This window comes from Candidatus Similichlamydia laticola (assembly GCF_003339615.1).
GTDB classification, from domain to species: domain Bacteria; phylum Chlamydiota; class Chlamydiia; order Chlamydiales; family Parilichlamydiaceae; genus Similichlamydia; species Similichlamydia laticola.
This window is the reverse complement of the sequence record NZ_QQBG01000017.1, coordinates 77286-97196: the sequence shown is the minus strand read 5'-3', so window position 1 is coordinate 97196 and position 19911 is coordinate 77286. Positions and strand designations below refer to the sequence as shown.

Here is a 19911-nt window from a genome sequence, read left to right as displayed (position 1 = left end):
CCTAGGAGCTGTTGCACATTTGCTCGAAACGAAACACGGACAGAAGGTTACTGGATTTGCAGAGGGGACCTGGGGCTTCAACAGTAGGTATCGGTACTTTGAACCTGTAAGACTTTTGACAACAGCTGGTCTCTCTTTCGTGCAAACATGGAAGTCTCTCACATTGGATCTCTCTTTAGGCGGATGTTACCGCTCTGCGAAAGATGCAAGAACAGAGGATTATCTGAGTTTCAAAACCTTAGAGCCCGGTCATATGCTTTTTTGCTCACAGGAATTTACTTGTACTGTTGGACCAGACAGGAGCATTGGCGGCAATCTAGGTGCCTATTGGAAGGCTCCAGACTTTGTAAACAAAGTCCAAGTTAATTCGAAGCAAATCTTGGGAAGGGGAGAAATCTTCTACACCTGGACACCAAGTTCAAGTTTGTCCTTGCGCTTTTGCTATGCGAGATCAACACAAACACGTGGTTTCGGTACCCTTGGCTTTAAGTGTGCAGTACGTAAATAAAGTCGATTTCAAACTCAATGCAAAACTCCACCAAACTTTGTCGAGGATACTTCGTGAAACCTACATCTAGATTGAACATTTTGTTTCTCATCTTCTCACTTGGAATGACCCCACTACATGGCCTTCCGATTCAAGACCATCAGACATGCGCTGTGTTAACAGAAGCCTTTTCTTTAAGAGAGGGGGATCTTTGTCCTCAGATTTTGAATCGAGAGGAAATGACACGTGTAACGGGGAGTAAGCTCTCTTGGCCTTTTGATTCTGCAGGTCCACTCACGGTAGTGGTCGAAGCTCTTTCCGTAATTGGATTTGGAATCTACAAGAGCATTACCAACGCGACACGCAAAAAAGAAATACGAGAACGGAAAGATGTCTTAAAAAGCCAAAGGGACGAACTTGCGAGAGAAGTCAAAGCCCTTGAACAGCAAACTGAAAATCAGCGAAGGATTAAGGGTGCTAACTAGCTTCCAAGAGGGTGCCTGTCTACTTTTCAATATGTTTTTATGGATGGCATTCGGGCTTCCTTGTTTGAGTGCCTCCCCAGGACATCCTGCCTTTCTCTCTCACGAAATCAAGCCTCCATCGAGCAGCTGGTTGGAAAAAAGATGGTACGGTGTAGTCCGACAAAAACATAAGTTTTCTTGCGGAACGGCTGCCCTCGCAACTCTCTTGCGTTACGCGTACGGAAAGCCCGTACCAGAGGAGGATATCCTTGCCCAGGTCGATACGAACAAACCGATCTCTTTCGCTACACTAGCCGATTGTGCGGCTCGTTACGGAATAATCGGAGAGGGCTATCGTATGACCTGGCCTCAGCTATGTTCAGCTTCCAAGAAGCCGTGCATTGTTGCACTCCAGGATACGGCAGAGGGGCATTTCTCCGTTTGCTACTTGATTGATTCTCAAGGGAAGTACCTTATGTTAGGTGATCCCTCTTGGGGCATGCGTGTAGTGCCGGTGCATAGCTTTCTTAAGTCTTGGCAAAAGCCTGGAACGAGTTGGGGATATGCCCTCTTTTTTCGGTCTAATTTAAAAAGAGAAAACCCGGATTTGTCTGATTTTCTTCCACGAAACAGGAATGAGAGTCTTGATCAGAATTTATTCCCAGGTATAATGCATCTGCTTCGCTAGGAGTTATCTCCCAGGTCTTTAGGCGCTGATATGGCGACTGTAACTCAGTTGGTTAGAGTGTCGGATTGTGGATCCGGAAGTCGCGGGTTCGAGTCCCGTCTGTCGCCCAACCGTTTCTTCTTGATAAAACAACGCTTCATATAAAGTCGCAAACTCGGATAAATCCCGTTTTCGGGAGAAATGCGTTCTACGTGTGGTGGGTTATGTCAGAAAAACTCCAAGGCAAGTCTTCGCGAGGCACAAAGGAAATCAAAGGCTTTCTTCTTACTTCTCTGGGGGCCCTCTTTTTCCTTGCTCTTGTTAGTTTCAAGCCTTTTCCTGAATCTGCGAATTGGCTCGGTCTTGTTGGTTTTTGTACTGCCTTTGTCTCTCGACTCCTCTTAGGACTTCTCGCCTACCCTATTCCTTTCGTGCTCTGCTACCTTGGATGGCAGGTGGGCCGGCATCACGTGGACGTAACTTGTCCTTCCAGGGGCCAGAGGTGTATTATCAGCCTAGCCCTTTTCTCTTCTTCTCTGGTTCTTAACGTTCTTTCTGAGTTGTGGCCTTCTTTTGCCTCATCTGCTGGACACTTGAGTTCCTACGCCTCTGGACTTGACTATACCCCTCTCGGTGGCCTTCCTGTTTTCTTTATTTATAAACTCATGCCCGTCCTCAACTTAGCTGTTCTCTTTGGCCCAATAGGCAACATTCTACTGGGCTCCTTGGGGATCTCTTTTTGCACAGGATTTTTAATCTATCAAATTGGCATGAAACGTTTTGTAGCCGCTATAAAGAAAGGGAATGAACGCACTGTTTTCTTAGTTGGAAAAGGAGCCCTCCTCGTTGGCAAAACTTGTCACCGTACAAGTTGGATCATGTTAGAGAGCCTTTCTAAGATTCCCCTCAGAAAAACCTACCATGTCATCAAAGGCACCTCTTCCTCTTTGCTTCAGCTTCTTCTCAGATTGACACAACAAGGTATTTCTAAAATCAAACTGGAGTGGAGAACACATCAATTTTCAACTAAACCGTATCCAGCTCTCCTGAGTAAGGAGGGAAAAACTTTCACTCCAATTCTGCAAGTTCAACACATCTCGTTACTCAATAAAGTCGTAGCATCACAAGATCTGTCCGACTACATCCCACCTAGATCTATTCAAGAAGCAGATGAAGAACCCTCGCGCACGACGATAGAAACAGAGCTTAAACAACCTGTTTTCGAACAACCTCTAGAAGACGCGTCACGGACAGAGCCGACCGCTTTATTCGACTCCAACGCCTTTCTTCCTTCATTTGAAAACAATTTTTCTACCGTCCCTATTCCGTTGTTTACACAACAATCCTATCAACTTCCCCCTCCTTTTTTAATGAAAGAAGCATTTTCCTCCGAAACTCAGGAAGAACAAACAACTGCATTAAGGGAGGAAGCCTCTCGTTTAGAAAACGTACTACGCAACTTTGGTATAGATGCCACAGTAGGTGAAATCAATCAGGGAGCACGTATCACTTCATTCGAGGTGCATCCAGCAACGGGAGTCAAGGTCCAACGCATTAAGGCCATCGAAAGCGATATTGCGTTGAATATGGAAGCAAAGTCGATTCGGATTTTGGCCCCAATTCCTGGGAAGGCAGCTGTAGGCATTGAAATGCCTTCTCTCAAGATGCGACAAGTGGGTTTTCGCTCTTTATTAGAGGGCTACTTAGAAAAGGAAATCCCAATGGACATTCCACTTCTTTTGGGAGAGATGATTTCTGGAGAGCAAGTCATTGTCGATTTAACCAAAATGCCACACCTCATCGTAGCCGGCGCAACGGGTTCTGGAAAATCCGTCTGCATCAACTCCATCATCATGTCTATTTTGATGACTTGTACTCCTGGACAAGTTCGGCTTCTGATGATCGATCCCAAAAAAGTTGAACTTTCCTGTTACACTCCCCTTCCTCATCTGATTGCGCCCGTCATCACAGAGACTCAAGGCGCTAAAGAAGCTTTCAACTGGTTAACTCGAGAAATGGAATGGAGGTATGAAGTTCTACGCAGACTTGGATTGCGTCATATTCGTCACTTCAATGAAAGAGTACCTAACGAAAGCGAAAGCGAATTACTAGGCTTCGAAGTTCCAGAAAAGATGTACTTTATCGTCGTGATTGTAGATGAACTGGCAGATCTCATGATGACAAGTTCTACACCAGACATAGAAAACGCGATCACAAGAATTGCTCAGAAAGCCCGAGCTGTTGGTATTCACTTGGTCCTCGCCACGCAAAGACCTTCTAGAGAAGTTATTACAGGCTTGATCAAAGCTAACTTTCCAGCTCGAGTCGCCTTCAAAGTCTCTAATCGGGTGAACAGCCAGATCATTCTGGATATGGTAGGAGCCGAAGAATTACTCGGAAACGGAGACATGTTGTTCCTCTCTTCTACACATCCTCATCCAGTCCGAGCACAAGGGGCCTATGTTCAAGAAGAAGAGATTCGCGCTGTCATCGACTTTATTTGTCAAAGAAATAGCCCTAATTACCTCGTTGCTTCTTTCGATGAAGATCTTATAAACCAAAGTGGCAACAGATTTTGCGGAGAAAGAATAGAAGACGCTCTCTACGAACAAGCTGTCAAGATTATTCTAGAAACGGGTGTTGCCTCTACAACCTCTCTCCAACGTCGTCTCAAAATTGGATATCCTAGAGCGGCTAGTTTGATTGACGAGATGGAACGACAGGGGCTCATCAGCGCACAAGATAGTTCCAAGCAGCGCAAAATTTTGGTTGGCGAAGCTAATTTCCACTCTATAGATCCTAGAAATACGGACGAATTTTGACTTTTTAGACTGATTTGCTAACATGGCCCCTTCCTTTCCACGGCGGCATAGCCAAGTGGTAAGGCAAGGGCCTGCAAAGCCTTGATTCCTCAGTTCGAATCTGAGTGCCGCCTTAGTTTTGTCCTCGTTGAAAATGCCTATAAACTTCCTGTCCGTTGCTTGACTCTGGAAAGAACACTTTGCTAAGATCTCTCATCTGTCTTCCCCTAATATTTGCGGACGATACAGGTCGGGGATGAAGTGAGGAGTCGTGAGTTCTATGTCAAAAAATTCCAAGGAGATTCTTTTTGCAGAAACTGCTCGCCAAAGGCTGGCAGAAGGCATTGCAAAACTTGCTGAAACTGTTTGCTACACTCTCGGTCCTAAGGGCAGAAATGTCGCTCTAGACAAGGGCTGGGGGTCACATGCTGTCACGAACAATGGAAATGCGATTCTACGAACAGTATCTCTAGAAGATCCCTTCGAAAACTTGGGAGCTCAGCTGTGCAAGGAAATTGCGAGTAAGCTAAAGACGAAATGCGGGGACGGTTCTACAACGGCTGTTCTGCTTCTTTATCAGATGGTTTTGCAAGCTGTTAAGTATATCGCATCGGGTGCTAGTCCTGTACTGCTCAAAAAAGGTATGGAGCGAACAATTGGACATTTGACTCGGGTGATTGAAGAGTCAAGTATTCCCGTCATTTCTGATGAGGAGATATTGGCTTTAGCAAAGGTTTCTGCCCACGGAGCTTTCTCAGAAGAGGTGGGGCAGATCATCTGCGACACCATCAAAAAGGTTGGTAAGGAAGGCGTTGTTGTCATTGAGAGCGGGAGGTCTATGGAAACAACTGTCGAAGTTGTGGATGGTATGCGCATAGATCGTGGCTACTTGAGCAGCTACTTCGTCACGGATCCGGAGAGCCATCGTGTTGAGTTAAAGAACCCTCTCGTGCTTGTTACGGATCAAAAAGTTAACTCTATCCAAGAGATTCTCCCGCTTCTGCAGTCTGTTGCTTTGTCAAGACAAGAACTTCTGATTATTGCTGATGATCTCTCTAGCGAGGCTCTTTCAACGCTTGTAATTAATAAACTAAACGGCACATTGAAAGTGGCTGCGATCAAGGCACCTGGCTTTGGTGATCAAAAAAGGGGCTTGCTTGAGGATATCTGTACACTCACTGGTGCACAGTTCATCACAGAAGCCTTATCTTATAATTTAAAAAATACAACGACTGACATGCTAGGGAAAGCCGCTCATATCACGGTAACAAAAGAACATACAACCCTTGTAGAAGGAAAGGGGAACCCTGCAGATCTTGCTGCAAGAGCGGCTTTATTGAGGAGAGAAGCTGGAGAGGCAGAAAATGACTATGACAAGAAGAAGTTGTTACAGCGTTCAGCAAAAATGCAGGGTGGAGTTGCTGTTATTAAAGTTGGTGCCTCTTCCGAAACAGAGCTTGATTATAAGAAACAACTTTTTGAAGACAGTTTGAATGCAACTCAGTCTGGAATGGCAAAGGGTGTCGTCATTGGAGGAGGTGCCGCACTTTTCCATGCTAGCCGAGGCGTTGCAGAAACATTAAGCCTTGAAGGAGATGAGTTCTTAGGTGGACGCATTGTAGAGGAAGCATCTGAGGCTTTGGTGCGTCAATTAGCAGAGAACAGTGGCATGAACGGGGATGTCATTATTTCTGAAATTTTGGGATCTGGACTCAAGACGGCTGGTTTCAATGTCTTGACACGGCGTGTAGATGACTTCAAGGCATTACAAATTGTTGAACCTACCGAGATCGTAATTGAATCTTTAACTCATGCTGGCTCTGCAGCTGCTATGGTTGTTCTGTCCGAAGCTTTAGTTGTTGAGCTTCCACCTAAAAAGAGGAAATCCGCGCCCCAGCATGCTGCCATGCATTGATGAGGAGATGGTTTCTTAAGCTTTACCCCCTTTTTTCGAGATTTTTCTTTCTGTCACAGGCTCTCCTCTTTCTTCTGCCTTGCAAGAGGAAAGAGGAAGCCCGAGATCTCTCCCTTTTCCTAGACTCAGATTCAATTAACTTTGCTCTTCGAACGGACCTTCTGCGCGCGTCTAATTGTGTTTATGCAGAACTATTCCGATTGACTGATCCTCTGATTGTTCGTACGCTGCAACAGAAGAAAGCTTCTGGTCTATCTATTAAGCTCTTCTTGGATGCACAATGTAAAATACTTCCCCAAGTCAAGAAACTCGATCTCATAGGAGCGGCGATACAATATGATAGGGCATCTGGCCTCATGCACAGAAAAGTCATCGTTATTGACAACCGTCAATCTTGGATTGGCTCTTTTAACATTACACGAACAGGGTTCTATCTTCAAAAAAACGCATTTCTTCGCATTGAAAACGAAGAAGTCGCTTGTTTTCTGCAACAAGCAAAAGAAAAAACAAAATCTTTTCAGATTGGCCTCTCAACACTCCAAATCTGGAAAATACCCCCTGCAAGAGAAGCTTTGAACTGCTTAAGAAGCTCAATTCAAAAAGCAAAGTTTTCGATTCGAGCTGCTCTCTTTGTTTGTTCTCATCCTCAAATTATCGAAGACCTTATTGCTGCCCATCAACGAGGTGTATCTGTCGAACTAATCTTGGATCAAGGACAAAGCCAAGGCTCTCCCCAAAAAGCTATTCTGCGTCTCTATCGCGCAGGTATTCAACCTGCCTTATTTAAGGGAAATCAAGATCTGCATCATAAGTTTGCCTGGATTGATGAAGAAATTGTCTTATCAGGTTCATGCAACTGGAGTAAAAATGGCTTTTCGAAAAACAGAGAGCTTCTTTTTAAACTAATCACACAAGAACCACACCTCATTCAGAAAATAAGAAAACTTTGGACAAACTGTGCTTCAAATGCTTTCGCTATTCGTTAAGCTGTTGAGACGACGGTGCAACGTCTTCCAAAGAAGATCTCCCTCAGGCCACGCGTCATCTAAATAAATCCTCCTGCAGGAACTGTCAAAAGCCCTTCGAAGAACGGGATAAAAGTGCAAAAGCACCTCTTGGAGATTGGAATCATCTCCCCAAAAAATCTTGTGTTCAGCTTCATACTTCCGATTAGAAAACCCCAATATGAGGTTATCCTTTGAAGGATAAGTGGGAAAGCCCCAAGAGAATAGTTTATCATGCTTTTCCATAATCGGATTCTTCTGATTCCACTGAATTTTTTTATCCCAAGTTAAAGCTAGCTCCTGGACGGATACAAGACCTTCTCTTAAAACTTCCAGTTTATCTGAAAGAACTTTAACCACAGTCGATTCGAGACCAATAGTTCGAGAAGCATCTAGTTCAAGACAAGGAAAGTCTTGTCCGAAAAGGTCTTCGACTTCCTCAAGATAAACAGCAGGAATCTCCCCTGAAAAGTTAGCGGAAGTCACGGCCAGAGGGCCTGTTTCTCTTAAAAAGGATTGTAACTCAGGATGACGAGGAACACGAAATCCGCAAAAATTGTCTGAGAAGCAAAGCTTCTCAGGTAAATCTTCTATTACGGGCAAGACAACAGTACAAGGACCAGGCCACCAAGCCTCCAGGCACCTCGGAAAACACCTTGGCAGATATATCGATTTTAAGAGAAGCTTCCCCAACTCTGGTGTAGCGGAAAGCATAATCGTTATAGGCTTCTTTCTTGAACGGCCCTTTAAAGAAAGCAAATTTTGCAATGCTTTGCTGTTGTTTGCTAGGGAAGCTAGACCACAAACTGTATCTGTCGGTAGGGCAACTACCTCCCCGGAAGTCAGCCTTGACCTAGCTTCTTGTGTTCCTATTCGCATGATGGCTCCCCTCAGATCTTTTGTGTCATTGAAAGAAGTAAGCATAACAAGTGAGGTAGCATATGGATTTCTCCATCATTGCAGCAAGGAGCGTGCAATTATTTTTCTTACTAGGACCTTTGTCTTCCGCACCAATGGTCGTCTCCATCACAACAAAGATGTCCAAACGAGCTGGTGCCATGTTGGTGATTAGGGAGTGCCTTTTTGCTGGACTGTTATGCTTCCTATTCAACCATGGTGGAGCTCCTACATTGGCTAATGTAGGTATTTCCATTCATGCCTTGCGTCTAGCTGGAGGAATTTTGCTCAGTCTTTCTGGTCTTGAATTCTTGGGGCTCCGTAAAGGTAATCTCAGTTCAGAAAGAGCTGATCCAGAAAAAATGTTCCTCGTTCCTGTTGGTTGTCCAATGCTTGCTGGCCCTGGAACTCTTTTTTCGATTGCGGCTTTACCTGCAAATGAGGTGCTTATTACAGATGTTTCCTGTGTTATCGTGATCTGCTCTGCGATCCTTCTTCTTCTTGCTTTCCAATGGAATGCTAAGATGTTTCATGCGACATTTCTTCTTTTGCTTGAACGTCTTTCTGGGCTCTTTATCATGGGTCTAGGGTGTGAAATGATCCTGAAAGGGTTATGGCATTTTTCTGATATGGCCTAAGGGAAGACAATGGTTTGGGGATTCGGCTGTTGGTGTGGGAGCGGCAAAAAGTGGACGCGTTGTCATTATCCTCATTGCGATCCCGAAGCGGATAGGCAATCTGTTGCTCAAATCTACCGCAAGACGTGGCGTATTCTGGTCAAAAGTCCCCGTCAAATTGAGGGCATGCGAAAAGCAGGTGCGATTGCCGCTCGGATTTTGGATGAGCTTTGCTCCTTCGCGAAAGAGGGTGTCTCTTTGAAGGAGCTAGAGATTCTTTCAAGACAGCTACATCATAAAGAAGGAGTACGACCAGCACCTCTTGGGTATGGTTCCCCTCCTTTTCCTGCCTCTATTTGCACATCTCTCAATGAAGTGATCTGTCATGGCATTCCAGATGCCTACGTCTTGAAAAAAGGGGATATTTTAAATATTGATGTAACAGTCATCTGGAAAGGGCACTATGGCGATTCCAGCAGGATGGTTTGTATTGAACCTATTTCTCAACCTGTCCGAACTCTGGTTGAGACGTGTAAAGAAGCTTTAGAGCTAGGTATTGCACAAATACAACCAGGAAAAAAAGTTTCTGACATAGGCGCTGCGATCGCTCCTTTTGCTGAAGAAAGGGGGTTTTCCGTTGTAGATGACTTTGTAGGCCATGGAACAGGAATACAGTTCCATGAACCTCCTAATGTGTTTCATTCGGTAAATAAGGTCGATATCCCTTTCTACCCTGGCATGACTTTCACGATTGAACCCATGCTTAACTTAGGAGAGAAAGAAGGCATCACAGACCCAAGTAATGGGTGGACAGTCCGGACAGCGGATGGTTTGCCAAGTGCTCAGTGGGAACATACTCTACTTGTCACAGACAAAGGATGCGAAATCTTGACCCCTTACCCTTGAGACTCCCCCTCTTCTTCCCATAGACGCTCTTGGGCACCTTCAAGCATAAAAGCCAATACTTTCGGGTCTCCATAAGAAGACATATTGATACAAAGGTTACCATCAGGACCATCGGAGCAGGTGACAAAAACAAACCAGTCCTCTTCTTTTTGCTGAAGCGAGGGCCTGATGTTATCTTGCTCCAAGCGTAATGGCATCCGTCTCTTGGGTTGTGAACACATGTTTTCCTGCATATTTTCTCCTTCTAGAGGACTCGCCTAGGTATTCTGACAGTTTCTGGTACCTCACCAGAATCATGTTCTCCACGATACACGACCTTATGTTGACCAGAGCAGCGAAACGTCCTACAATCCTTCGCCTGGAAGAGTGGCAGAGTGGCCGATTGCATCTGTCTTGAAAACAGAAGTGGGGAAACCCACCGGGGGTTCGAATCCCTCCTCTTCCGAAGCACAACAGCATGTCTGTATCTTTTGTGTTTTTATTATAGACGCGATTGTTTCCCTTCAGATACAAGGGTGCCTCTCTTGATGTTCCCTATTTACCTTCTGCCGGCACGCAACATCTGCAAGCAGTGTCTATAACGCTGTTTATCACAAAGCCCAAAGCAAGCCACTTTTCACCAGTCTCCTCTTTTCTTGATAACAGCTTCACGCAATCTAGCCATTTGTTTTTGATCACCTTGCTATTCAGCTCAAATCGTGTAGGTCTGAAGAAAAGCAAGTTTGGCAACTCGTTCTCTTATCTATCAGCCAAATAGACAAAGTCCTGCTAAGGAAGGTTCAATCCGAATTAATCTAAAACTGTTTTAGCAAGAGAGAGGGAATGATGAAGGGCGAAGCTTGTACTTTCTTTTATTAGCTTACGCATCAAAGTCACCGTTTCAACGGGAAAATCTCCTACAGCGCTTTCTTCTGAAAGCATCAGACCACTTGCACCATCCAATACACCATTAAAAACATCTGTCACTTCAGAACGATTGGGAATAGGCCGCGCACACATAGAAGGTAAGAGTTGCGTCGCTAGAACAGCGGGAAGACGATTCTGACAGGCAAGAGCAAAAAATTCTTTTTGTAAACGAGGAAGCCGTTCTATTTCGAGCTGTGCGCCCAGATCTCCTCGAGCAAACATGACCGCATCTGACTCGGATAAAATAGCCTGAAGACGATTTAAGCCAGTCTCTGTTTCGATTTTAGACATAATCTTAATGTGACTCTGCCCTTCTCTTCTGAGAAAACTCTTCAACTCCCTTACTTGATTAGGATGATTCACAAAAGAAAGAGCAATCCAATCTATTCTTTCCTTGGAACAAACAGTCAGTGCTCTTAGATCGGCTACTGTCAATTCTAAGCCTTCTGTGCCAGAAAAAGAAGGAAGAGTAACACCCTTTTTTTCTTTTAGAACCCAACGATTTTTTACCTCGATCTGCACACGGTCTGTATCAACACTCTTGACTTCTGTCGTGAGACAACCACTGTCTAAGCGAAGACACTCTCCTACGGAGACTTCTTTCAAGAGATGAGGATGAGAAAAAGCAAAAAGATTTTTCTCCGGACACGCCTCTCCTTCGGGAACAAGCCAAATCAAGTCACCTCTTTCTAGAGGAAAGGCACCTTCAAAGGCTCCGAGTCTTAAATCTATACCCTTCAAGTCAAGCAATCTCTTAATGACCTTGCCTAACTTTTTTTCCACTCGCCCTAAAAGAGCCAAACGGGAGAGATGCTCATACACCTCACCATGGGCCGTGTTGATACGCACCATATCCATGGTAGCTTGAATCATATCCTGAAGAACATCGAAGCAAGATGATTTTGGCCCCAACGTACAAATAATTTTCAAATCAGACATCGCCTAAAAGACACACGGGTAGATGTTATTTTTTAGATTTTGTGCGAGGATTGCCGGTTCATCAAAAAGAAAAATAGAATGCCTCTACCCATGCCTTCCTTCATCCGAATTAAGAATGCACGCACGAACACGCTCAAAGGTATTGATCTCGAACTTCCCAAAAACCATTTTATAGTCTTTTGTGGTCCATCTGGCTCTGGAAAATCTTCCATGGCCTACGAAACCTTGTTTCCCAAGGGACAGATCTCTTACATTCACGCTATATCCCCTCAAGCAAAACAGCTCATCCAGATGCCGGATACGGCCGTATGCGATTCGATTGAAGGCCTTACTCCGGCCATAGCTACCAGTCAACGCACCCACTGGCAACATCAACGTTCTACCGTCGGTACTTTGACAGAACTCTCTCATTACCTACAAGTGCTCTTTATGCATGCTGCTGTACCCCACTGTCCTCTTTCAGGGAAACCTTTGGAGCAACAAGACCCTGCGCAAATCATTGATCAAATACAAACGATCCTTTCTTCAGGGGATCAAAACTACGTTCTCTGTGCTCCCTATACAAAAAAAAGAAGTAACCTAAAAGAAGAACTCACTCTCAGCGCAAAAAAGGGATTTCATTACATTCGATTAAACGGAAAAGTAACTTCTGTATTTTATCCTCCACCCCTTAAAGCGAATCATTTTAACCAGTTAGACTTATGTGTCGATCGCTTCCGTCCTGGACATTTTTTCAGTAAAGAAAGGCTAGTAGAAAGCACAATGAAAGCTTTAGAAATTGGACAAGGAGTTTGTATTCTTTGCTCAGAAGATTCAAAAAAGGAACATATTTTCTCACTAGCTTTTTATTCCAAAACGACACACGAGTCCTTTCCTAAACTGCATGCACAACACTTCTCTTTCAACTCCATTCATGGCATGTGCGAGCGATGCCAAGGCTTAGGTTTTGTTCAAGACTGGAATCTCGATGCAGTCCTTGACCCTAGCCAATCGATTAAAAACCATTGCTGCTTATTAGCCCATTCATGCTCCTCCTTTCCTTCTGAAGCCATTTATCGCGCCTTAGAACGCGAGGTTGGCTTGCATTTAGATCAACCATGGTTTTCTTTGTCTCAAGAAGCAAAAGAGGCCTTCCTTTATGGACACCCTTCTTTAAAAGTCGTTTTTGAGCACCCTATCCATAAAAAAAGATGGGAAGAAACTATCGTGTGGGAAGGTGTTTTCACACAGGCCTGGAATCGCTACCAACCTACAAAAAAAAGTAAAAGCAAGTGGGCGTCTTTTCTAACAGAACAAACATGCCCTTCTTGTCTCGGATCACGTTTGAAAGAATATCCAAGAGCCGCACGATTGAACAATAAGACGTTTCTTGAAATCAATCAGATGAGTGTTTCCGAACTAATTGAATTTTTTTCTAAAGAAATCTGGAAGGGTCCACTTCAAATTTTCTTACAAGATATCTCGGAACAAGTTCAACAGCGTTTACACTTCTTGTCTGGAATTGGACTCGACTATTTGACCCTTGGGCAATCTGCTCGCTCTCTTTCAGGTGGTGAATTACAACGTTGTCGACTAGCAGGACAAGTTGGCTCAGGCTTATCTGGCATGACCTATATTTTTGACGAACCATCTATTGGGCTTCATCCACAAGACATTCACAAATTAATCTACGGATTTCACAGATTAAGAGATCACAAAAATACAGTCATTGTTGTCGAACATGATGAAACGACCATTCTCTCAGCAGACCACGTCGTAGAATTTGGTCCAGAGGGAGGAGAAAAGGGAGGAACCATCGTCTTTCAAGGTAGTCCCCTAGAACTATTAAATAAACAATCTGCAACTGGAAAATTTCTACAAACAGACTCTCTTCGTACCACCCGCCGTACTCCTAAGGAGTGGATCGTACTTGAAAAAGTATCTAAGCGTAATATTTTTTCTCTTGACCTGCGGCTGCCCCTAGGTGTCCTTGTGGCTTTCGCAGGAGTCTCAGGGTCTGGAAAATCGACATTAGTACATGACATCTTGATCCCTGAAATGAAGCTCTTTTTTAAAGGAGTTCCTTGTAAGCTTAAACAAACGGATCTATCTGCTGTTGAACAGGTTGTTGTCATCGACCAAGAACCTATTGGAAGAATAGCGCGTTCAAATCCTGCGACCTATATCAAGGTGTTCGATGAAATTAGAAACTTTTTTAGTTCTCTACCTGAAAGTCTCTCTCTTGGCTTTGAACCTGGACGTTTTAGTTTCAATGTAAAAGAGGGAAGCTGCTCTGTCTGTCATGGTCTCGGTTACACGGAACTACCTCTTGATCAAGGAGCTTTCGAAGCTATTACCTGCACTTATTGCAAAGGTTTAGGCTTCGACGAGCAGACTCTCTCCATCACATTTAAACGAAAGAATATCGCAGATGTTCTGAACATGACTGTGGACGAAGCGGCTCATTTTTTCTCTGCCTTTCCAAAAATTTATAAACCCTTAGAAATTTTACAACAAATCTGTCTAGGCTATCTTAAGTTAGGACAACCTGCTCCCAAATTATCTGGAGGAGAGGCACAGCGCATTAAATTAGCCAGAGAACTAACAAAACGCACCTATAAGAAAAAACTCTACATCTTAGACGAACCAACCACAGGATTACATCCAAAAGACATCACGGCTTTACTGAAGGTGTTAAATCAACTTGTGGACCAAGGACACACCGTACTAGTGATCGAACATAACACACATGTTCTCAAACAAACAGATTGGATTATTGAGCTCGGTGAAGGGGGAGGGAAAAAAGGTGGAAAAATTATCGTTCAAGGGACTCCTGAACAGATTCAGGCATCAGGTTCACCTACAGGAGAAGCTCTTCGACAAAAAGTGCAACCATCTCCTAAAGCTGTCTCTGAAGAAGAACAAAAAATCATTTTAACTGGAGTCTCTCAAAATGGCCTCCAGATCCCTTGGATCAGCTTAAACCATCAAACTATGATAGCCTGTTACGGCCCTTCAGGATCGGGAAAACACTCTTTTGCTGTTCAAACTGTTTACGCAGAAGGACAAAGACATTATGTTGAGTCTCTTGCCCCCTATTTGCGTCAGTCTATTGAGAAGTACACAAAACCCTCTCTTAAAGGGTCTTGCGGTCTTTTACCTGCTGTTCACGTCTCAAGAAGAAACAAAATAGTTAATCCTCGTTCGACAATAGGTACAAATACACAAATTTACGATTTTCTGAGAGTACTCTATGCCCGCATAGGGACTCCTTATTGTCCTCTTACGAGGAAGCAAATTTCCTTTGTTATCCCCGAAAATATCATCCTAGAAATGGATACTCTTCCTCAAGGGACTAGAATTGAAATCTTAGCTCCTCTGAAGAGCTCTTGCACAAATCGTGTTATGACACGCTTGAAACAACTCTTTCAAGAGGGATTTAGCCAAATTATCTTAGATGGAGAGAGGACCGAAATGTCCTATCCTCTTTTGGATAAATTAGAAAATAAAAACCACGACATACAGCTTGTTATTGATCGATTAAAAATCGGAGATACATCTAAGAAGCGATGGCTTAACGCCATAGAACGAGCAACAGAAATAACAAAAAATATTCTTGTTATTCGTGTAGAAGAACAAAAAATCCTTACATTTTACCTCGGTTTTTGTGTCCCAGAAACGGGTAAAATGTATCCAAAGATTTCTCCTAAAACATTTTCCTTTAACCATCCTGATGGCCAATGCCCGCATTGTAAAGGATTAGGAGTTAAAGAAGAGCTCGTTTTGGACAACCCCTTCTCCAAACCTCACCTTTCCGTTAGACTATGGCTACAATCTCACATTGGGATTCACAGTGCACTGAATCCACTTCTTGAGCAGATGTGTAAAGAGGGAAATATCGAATGGGAGCAGCTTATTTGTTCTTTAAACGATAAGCAAAAACAATGGTTATGGCAGGGAGGTCAAAGCTATTCCCTGGATAAAGAAAAAGACATTCATATTAGATGGAACGGGGTCCGGGCCCTTTTTCTTGAAAAGCTAGAAAAAAGAAAAAAGAGTACGAAGCGAAAACAAGGAAAACAAACAACATGCCTTGCCTGTCATGGTAGTCGATTAGCCCCTCTTGGGAGCCATGTTCTCCTTGAAGGTATCCCTATTCATGAGCTCTGCTCTCGCCCTATTGTTGAGATTGGACACTTCCTTTCCAAGCTCAATTTGGATAGTATTTCGGACTCAAAGCTGCCCAAACTCATTAAGAAAATAATTTTCCTGATCAATTTGCTCACACGTATCGGTGTGGGGTATTTACCTCTTCATAGATGCTTTCACGCGATGAGTTTAGGGGAAAGACAACGCATCTGCTTAGCCGAGCAAATTGGAAATGATCTCACTAATATTCTTTATGTGCTGGAAGAGCCATCTTTAGGACTACATCAAGACGATTGTCGGCTGCTTCTCCCACTTCTTCTTGAGCTAAAAAGTACAGAAAACACTTTGTTAATGATTGAGCAACATCCAGAAATTTTAGAAAAGGTGGACACTATCCTCCAATTTGATCAAACGAAAAAAGGCAACACAATCCTTGCAGTAGATCATCCATCTAAAATCTTATCAAAGAAAGACAAAGAGCAGTTTATCCTCTCCTCTCCCCTATTTGAGCAGTGGACAGAAGTAGAGCTACAAGAAGAAAAACGTTTTAGAAAGTCAAATGTTAAAATACCTATACGGCATCTCACGGTTGTCGTTGGAAAATCCGGTGCAGGCAAATCTCTTCTACTTAATGAACTTCTCTCTCACTTTAAGTCTCGTGATGAAGCAGCAATCTTGCCACCCATTTTGGTCAGTGAAAATCCCCTCTCTTTTGGGCCTAGATCGAATCTCCTTTCCACCATAAAATTAGGAGAGCATTTGCGTCACATTTTCTCTCATACCAGTCAAGCTAAAGCATTCGGCCTAACACCAGCACATTTTAACCCCAATTCCCGCTTGGGCATGTGTCCCTCTTGTTCAGGTGTTGGTCAACTCGACTTATCTTTTAAATTTCTTCCTAATGCCTCTATTAGTTGTTCGACCTGTCAAGGAATGGGCTTGAATCCCTTAAGCCTCGAAATCGAATATAAGGAAAAAAAATACAAAGACCTGTTCTCTCTTTCGCTTCGAGAGGTTCTCTTTTTTTTTCAAGAAGATTCCCAGCTCCTGTCTCTTTGTCAACAGCTTGATAGCTTGGGTTTGAGTCATCTTCTGCTTGGACAAGAAATTCGGAATCTTTCAAAAGGAGAACTACAAAGGTTGAAATTATTCCTTTATTTAAGTGACTTGTCCGAGCCTTCTATTCTTCTTTTGGATGATCCTCTCCAGAGCTTACATCCATCTAATAGAACAGCTGTTCTTCGCTTCTTTGCTGCACTTTTGGAAAAAGGACATACTCTGATTTGCGCAACATGTCACGAAGAACTTATCAATCAAGCACATTGGACGATTCATGTAGAAGCGTCTGCTGATGGAGAAGTTAGCTCTCTTTCCGTGAAAACAAACTAAACAAAGCGCTGACTCTATTAGTACGTGATGAGCCGCTGTACTCAAGCTGCTGTGCTAAAACAGTAGATTGATCCTGAGAATTTTCAAAAAACTGTATATAGCGATCCACGACTTTTACCTTCCAGTCCTGAGCAGAATGAACCGGAAGAACACGGGACAAGGAGGCGCCCTTTTCCCTTGTCAAAAGGAAGGAGAAGAGAGAGAAAAAGCCATTTTCTGGAAGATCAATGTTGGTTCTTCTCAACAGATCACACACCCGTATAAACAAATTAGGACATTGAATAAAAACAGGTTTATAAATCAAAAAATAATAGTAGAAGTTTTTTTGTATCCAAATAGAACGAGTCCAATGGCATCTAAAAGAAGATCGGTCATGTCCCATCAAGGAAAGGGCAAGGAGACTTGTGAAATGGAAAAAAAATCTTGGGCAATGCAGTAAAGAAGGATCATTGGAGAAGATCCCGAAAAACTGATCCCAGTTACATGAACTGAAATGTGTATAGAGAGCAAGAACCTTCTTCAAAGAGACAGAACAAAACTTTTGTTCTAAGAATTCTTCATCAAGGCCCTGAATAAATTGAAGAGTCGGTTCTGCCTCTCCTAAAATTAATAACCCGTACAAAGCACAAAAGATTCCGTCAGCTGTCAAAAAGGAGTCAAACCGATATTTTTCTAAGAGTACAGAAATAGAAACAGAGTCACGAAGAATAGAAGAAAGCTCCACCGTTTGCCGAAAACTGAGTTCCCTTCTGTTGATGGCTTCCCAAGGAAATGGATCAAAAAAAGGCAAGCAAAGTGACTTTTGTCTTAGTTCCATCATACTCTTCTGAAAGTCTTCTCTTAGAAGACGTTCTGGAAAATTTCTGGAAATCATGAGCAAAAAGCGAGCACGAATTGGCTCTTCCTCAATTAGAACTTGTGCAGCTCGAGCTAAACAAAGACATTCAAAAACAAATTGATCATTTGGCTTCTTTAAAAGATGATAGGCAAACTCCAAGCAATTAGCTTCTTCAAAGGGATCTCCAGAAAGCCGATAAAGGAAGGCTTTACCAATCCAATGCTTGAGCAAAAAATCATTACCACGTAGAGAGTCGAATGTGTCCCAAATCTGTTGATAAAGAGAGCCCGACTCCTCTGGATATTCAAACTTGCTCTGCATATAACGATTCAGTAAAACCAAACCAGATTTGAAGTGAGCCTCCTGCGCTTCATCATACCCAACCAACACCCCACGAATTCTCCGATACTCTTCTAAGGCTTCATCATGTGCACCACTACGTAACAAAGAATCAGGAACCTTTAGGCAACTTTGCCTCAACATAAGGTCATTGGAATAAACCCGAAAAGAGCGCATTGCAATTTCCCGACTATCACAAACAAAACCAAATCGGGAACCCATAGAAGGAAAAATTTTAGGGTAAGAACTTCTATCTCCTTTTCCTAAAGAAAAGTGAATATGAGAATCGTCTACCTCAATGACTAGTTTTCCTTTGTTGCTTTCGGAAAAATCGGCCCCTGGAATTTCAAACAAGATCATGCCACGATGATACAAAAAGCTTGGCATAACACTTTTGAAAGAGAGCCATAAGAAACAGCCACTTGAAAAAGAACATTTGCCTTTCTCCGGCTCAAGTAAATCGAAAGCAATTCCAAAACCGTACGCATTGCTTGTCTGATCCCAATCCATCTCTATACGAAAAGTCGTTTTAAGAGATTTCTTCGCTAAAAAACCCTTTACAAGTTTATCCGGAAGACGTTGGTCAAACTCATGGAGAGACAAGTTTTCTTTAAAAAGCTCCCAGTCCACTTTGCGCTTAGGAGAAAGTTCTTGAATGAGAAGGCTTCCCGTAATCCCTTCAAAAAAGAGGTGTAAATCTTCAATCAAGTCCATAACAGAATGGTACCTCGACTCGACATCCTTAGATAGAGTTTTTTGAACAATGCGCATCAAGACATCAGGGATATCAAATTCTGATACAATCTTTCTTGGATCCTCCCAAAACTCATTCTTCCATTTCTTCTTGAACTCCCGGACCCGTTTCCTAGAAAAAGGCAAAGAACCGGTTAAGATAAAGTAGAAAAGAACACCTAGGCTATAAATATCGCTTCTTTCCGTAGCTTGTTGAAAGAGCCTCTCAGGAGCGATATAGTTCAAAGTTCCTGGACATTTTCCTAAACAAGTCACACTGTTTTCTAGAAGTGCATCTGCATAGGCTCCAGAGGTTTTGTCTCCTTTCTGGATAGGACAGGCTAATCCCCAATCGATGATGACAACCTGTCCAGAAGAGGAGAGCATGATGTTCTCTGCTTTAATATCTCTGTGCAAAATGCCCGTTTGATGAACATAAGCGATACCATGACAGACATCCAAAAAAAGACGTAATAGGTCACTAATACTTGCTAGGTTACGACAGTGACGATGGGTCCGAATATGCTCCTTAAAGTTAGACCCAGTAACCAGGGGCATCGTGTAGTAGGGCATTCCAGACTCTTCTCCGACTTCAAAAATAGGAATGATCGAAGCATGAGAAAACCCTGCCAAGATTGTCCTCTCCCGTAAGAACCTACTTCGCATATGCGATCGGTCCGATAAATCAGATCGAATACGTTTTAGGGCTACTTTTCTTCCTAAAACAGGATCAAATGCCTCATAAACTTCTCCCATTCCGCCTTTAGCTAAGAGTCTAATTAATTGATATCGATTGAAATATGTCTGTTGATCATTACAGCTTTCACCCATTCGATCGCGCTCCGTCCAGACAAGAAATTAAGTCCCGATATAAACAGGACC

The 19911-nt window shown here is 43.2% G+C and carries 13 protein-coding genes and 3 tRNA genes; 12 read left to right on the top strand and 4 right to left on the bottom strand.

The features are described from left to right. From HAT2_RS03860 to HAT2_RS02670, 8 genes are all read left to right on the top strand, one after another. The coding region (locus tag HAT2_RS03860; protein WP_220253878.1) for a hypothetical protein at window positions 1-508 on the top strand (508 nt) is incomplete at its 5' end. 53 nt (window positions 509-561) lie between these two features. Continuing rightward, window positions 562-972 carry a hypothetical protein gene (locus tag HAT2_RS02700; protein ID WP_114544485.1) on the top strand — a complete coding sequence of 137 codons (411 nt, stop codon included), beginning with the start codon at window positions 562-564 and terminating at the stop codon, window positions 970-972. Further along, window positions 962-1639 carry a C39 family peptidase gene (locus tag HAT2_RS02695; RefSeq protein ID WP_114544484.1) on the top strand — a complete coding sequence of 226 codons (678 nt, stop codon included), beginning with the start codon at window positions 962-964 and terminating at the stop codon, window positions 1637-1639. The genes HAT2_RS02700 and HAT2_RS02695 overlap by 11 nt, the downstream gene beginning before the upstream one ends. 33 nt (window positions 1640-1672) lie before the next feature. Then, a tRNA-His gene (locus tag HAT2_RS02690) sits at window positions 1673-1746 on the top strand. Window positions 1747-1842: 96 nt separating this feature from the next. Further along, a complete protein-coding gene (locus HAT2_RS02685; RefSeq protein ID WP_114544483.1) occupies window positions 1843-4440 on the top strand; it encodes an FtsK/SpoIIIE family DNA translocase in 2598 nt (865 codons plus the stop codon). A gap of 41 nt (window positions 4441-4481) precedes the next feature. Then, window positions 4482-4553, top strand: a tRNA-Cys gene (locus tag HAT2_RS02680). A gap of 146 nt (window positions 4554-4699) precedes the next feature. Further along, window positions 4700-6334, top strand: coding sequence for an Hsp60 family chaperonin (locus HAT2_RS02675; RefSeq protein WP_114544482.1), 1635 nt, complete (start codon window positions 4700-4702; stop codon window positions 6332-6334). Continuing rightward, the gene (locus HAT2_RS02670; RefSeq protein WP_114544481.1) at window positions 6334-7320 is read left to right on the top strand and encodes a phospholipase D-like domain-containing protein; all 987 of its coding nucleotides are present in this window, start codon (window positions 6334-6336) and stop codon (window positions 7318-7320) included. The genes HAT2_RS02675 and HAT2_RS02670 overlap by 1 nt, the downstream gene beginning before the upstream one ends. On the opposite strand, the gene HAT2_RS02665 is transcribed toward HAT2_RS02670, so the two are convergent. Then, a complete protein-coding gene (locus tag HAT2_RS02665; protein WP_114544480.1) occupies window positions 7297-8262 on the bottom strand; it encodes an L-threonylcarbamoyladenylate synthase in 966 nt (321 codons plus the stop codon). The two genes, HAT2_RS02670 and HAT2_RS02665, sit on opposite strands and share 24 nt — an antisense overlap. 17 nt (window positions 8263-8279) lie before the next feature. Between HAT2_RS02665 and HAT2_RS02660 the strand changes: the two genes are divergently transcribed. Both HAT2_RS02660 and HAT2_RS02655 read left to right on the top strand, forming a co-directional pair. Continuing rightward, entirely contained in the window at window positions 8280-8873 is a 594-nt protein-coding gene (locus HAT2_RS02660) for a MarC family protein (RefSeq protein WP_114544479.1), read from the top strand. A gap of 9 nt (window positions 8874-8882) precedes the next feature. Next, entirely contained in the window at window positions 8883-9758 is an 876-nt protein-coding gene (locus HAT2_RS02655) for a methionyl aminopeptidase (protein WP_114544478.1), read from the top strand. Here HAT2_RS02655 and HAT2_RS02650 read toward each other — a convergent pair. Then, window positions 9749-9991: a hypothetical protein gene (locus HAT2_RS02650; protein ID WP_114544477.1), complete on the bottom strand. Its 243-nt coding sequence runs from the start codon at window positions 9989-9991 to the stop codon at window positions 9749-9751. The two genes, HAT2_RS02655 and HAT2_RS02650, sit on opposite strands and share 10 nt — an antisense overlap. A 127-nt stretch (window positions 9992-10118) precedes the next feature. Between HAT2_RS02650 and HAT2_RS02645 the strand changes: the two genes are divergently transcribed. Next, a tRNA-Ser gene (locus tag HAT2_RS02645) sits at window positions 10119-10203 on the top strand. Between the two features lie 344 nt (window positions 10204-10547). Here the strand turns inward: HAT2_RS02645 and pyk are convergent. Further along, window positions 10548-11603 (bottom strand): pyruvate kinase, encoded by a 1056-nt coding sequence (gene pyk, locus HAT2_RS02640; protein ID WP_114544476.1) that lies wholly within the window; start codon window positions 11601-11603, stop codon window positions 10548-10550. A gap of 90 nt (window positions 11604-11693) precedes the next feature. Here pyk and uvrA point away from each other — a divergent pair, with 90 nt between their 5' ends. Beyond that, window positions 11694-17120: an excinuclease ABC subunit UvrA gene (gene uvrA / locus HAT2_RS02635; RefSeq protein ID WP_220253877.1), complete on the top strand. Its 5427-nt coding sequence runs from the start codon at window positions 11694-11696 to the stop codon at window positions 17118-17120. Here uvrA and HAT2_RS02630 read toward each other — a convergent pair. Further along, entirely contained in the window at window positions 17092-19860 is a 2769-nt protein-coding gene (locus tag HAT2_RS02630; RefSeq protein WP_114544474.1) for a protein kinase domain-containing protein, read from the bottom strand. The genes uvrA and HAT2_RS02630 overlap by 29 nt on opposite strands. Window positions 19861-19911: the final 51 nt, after the last annotated feature.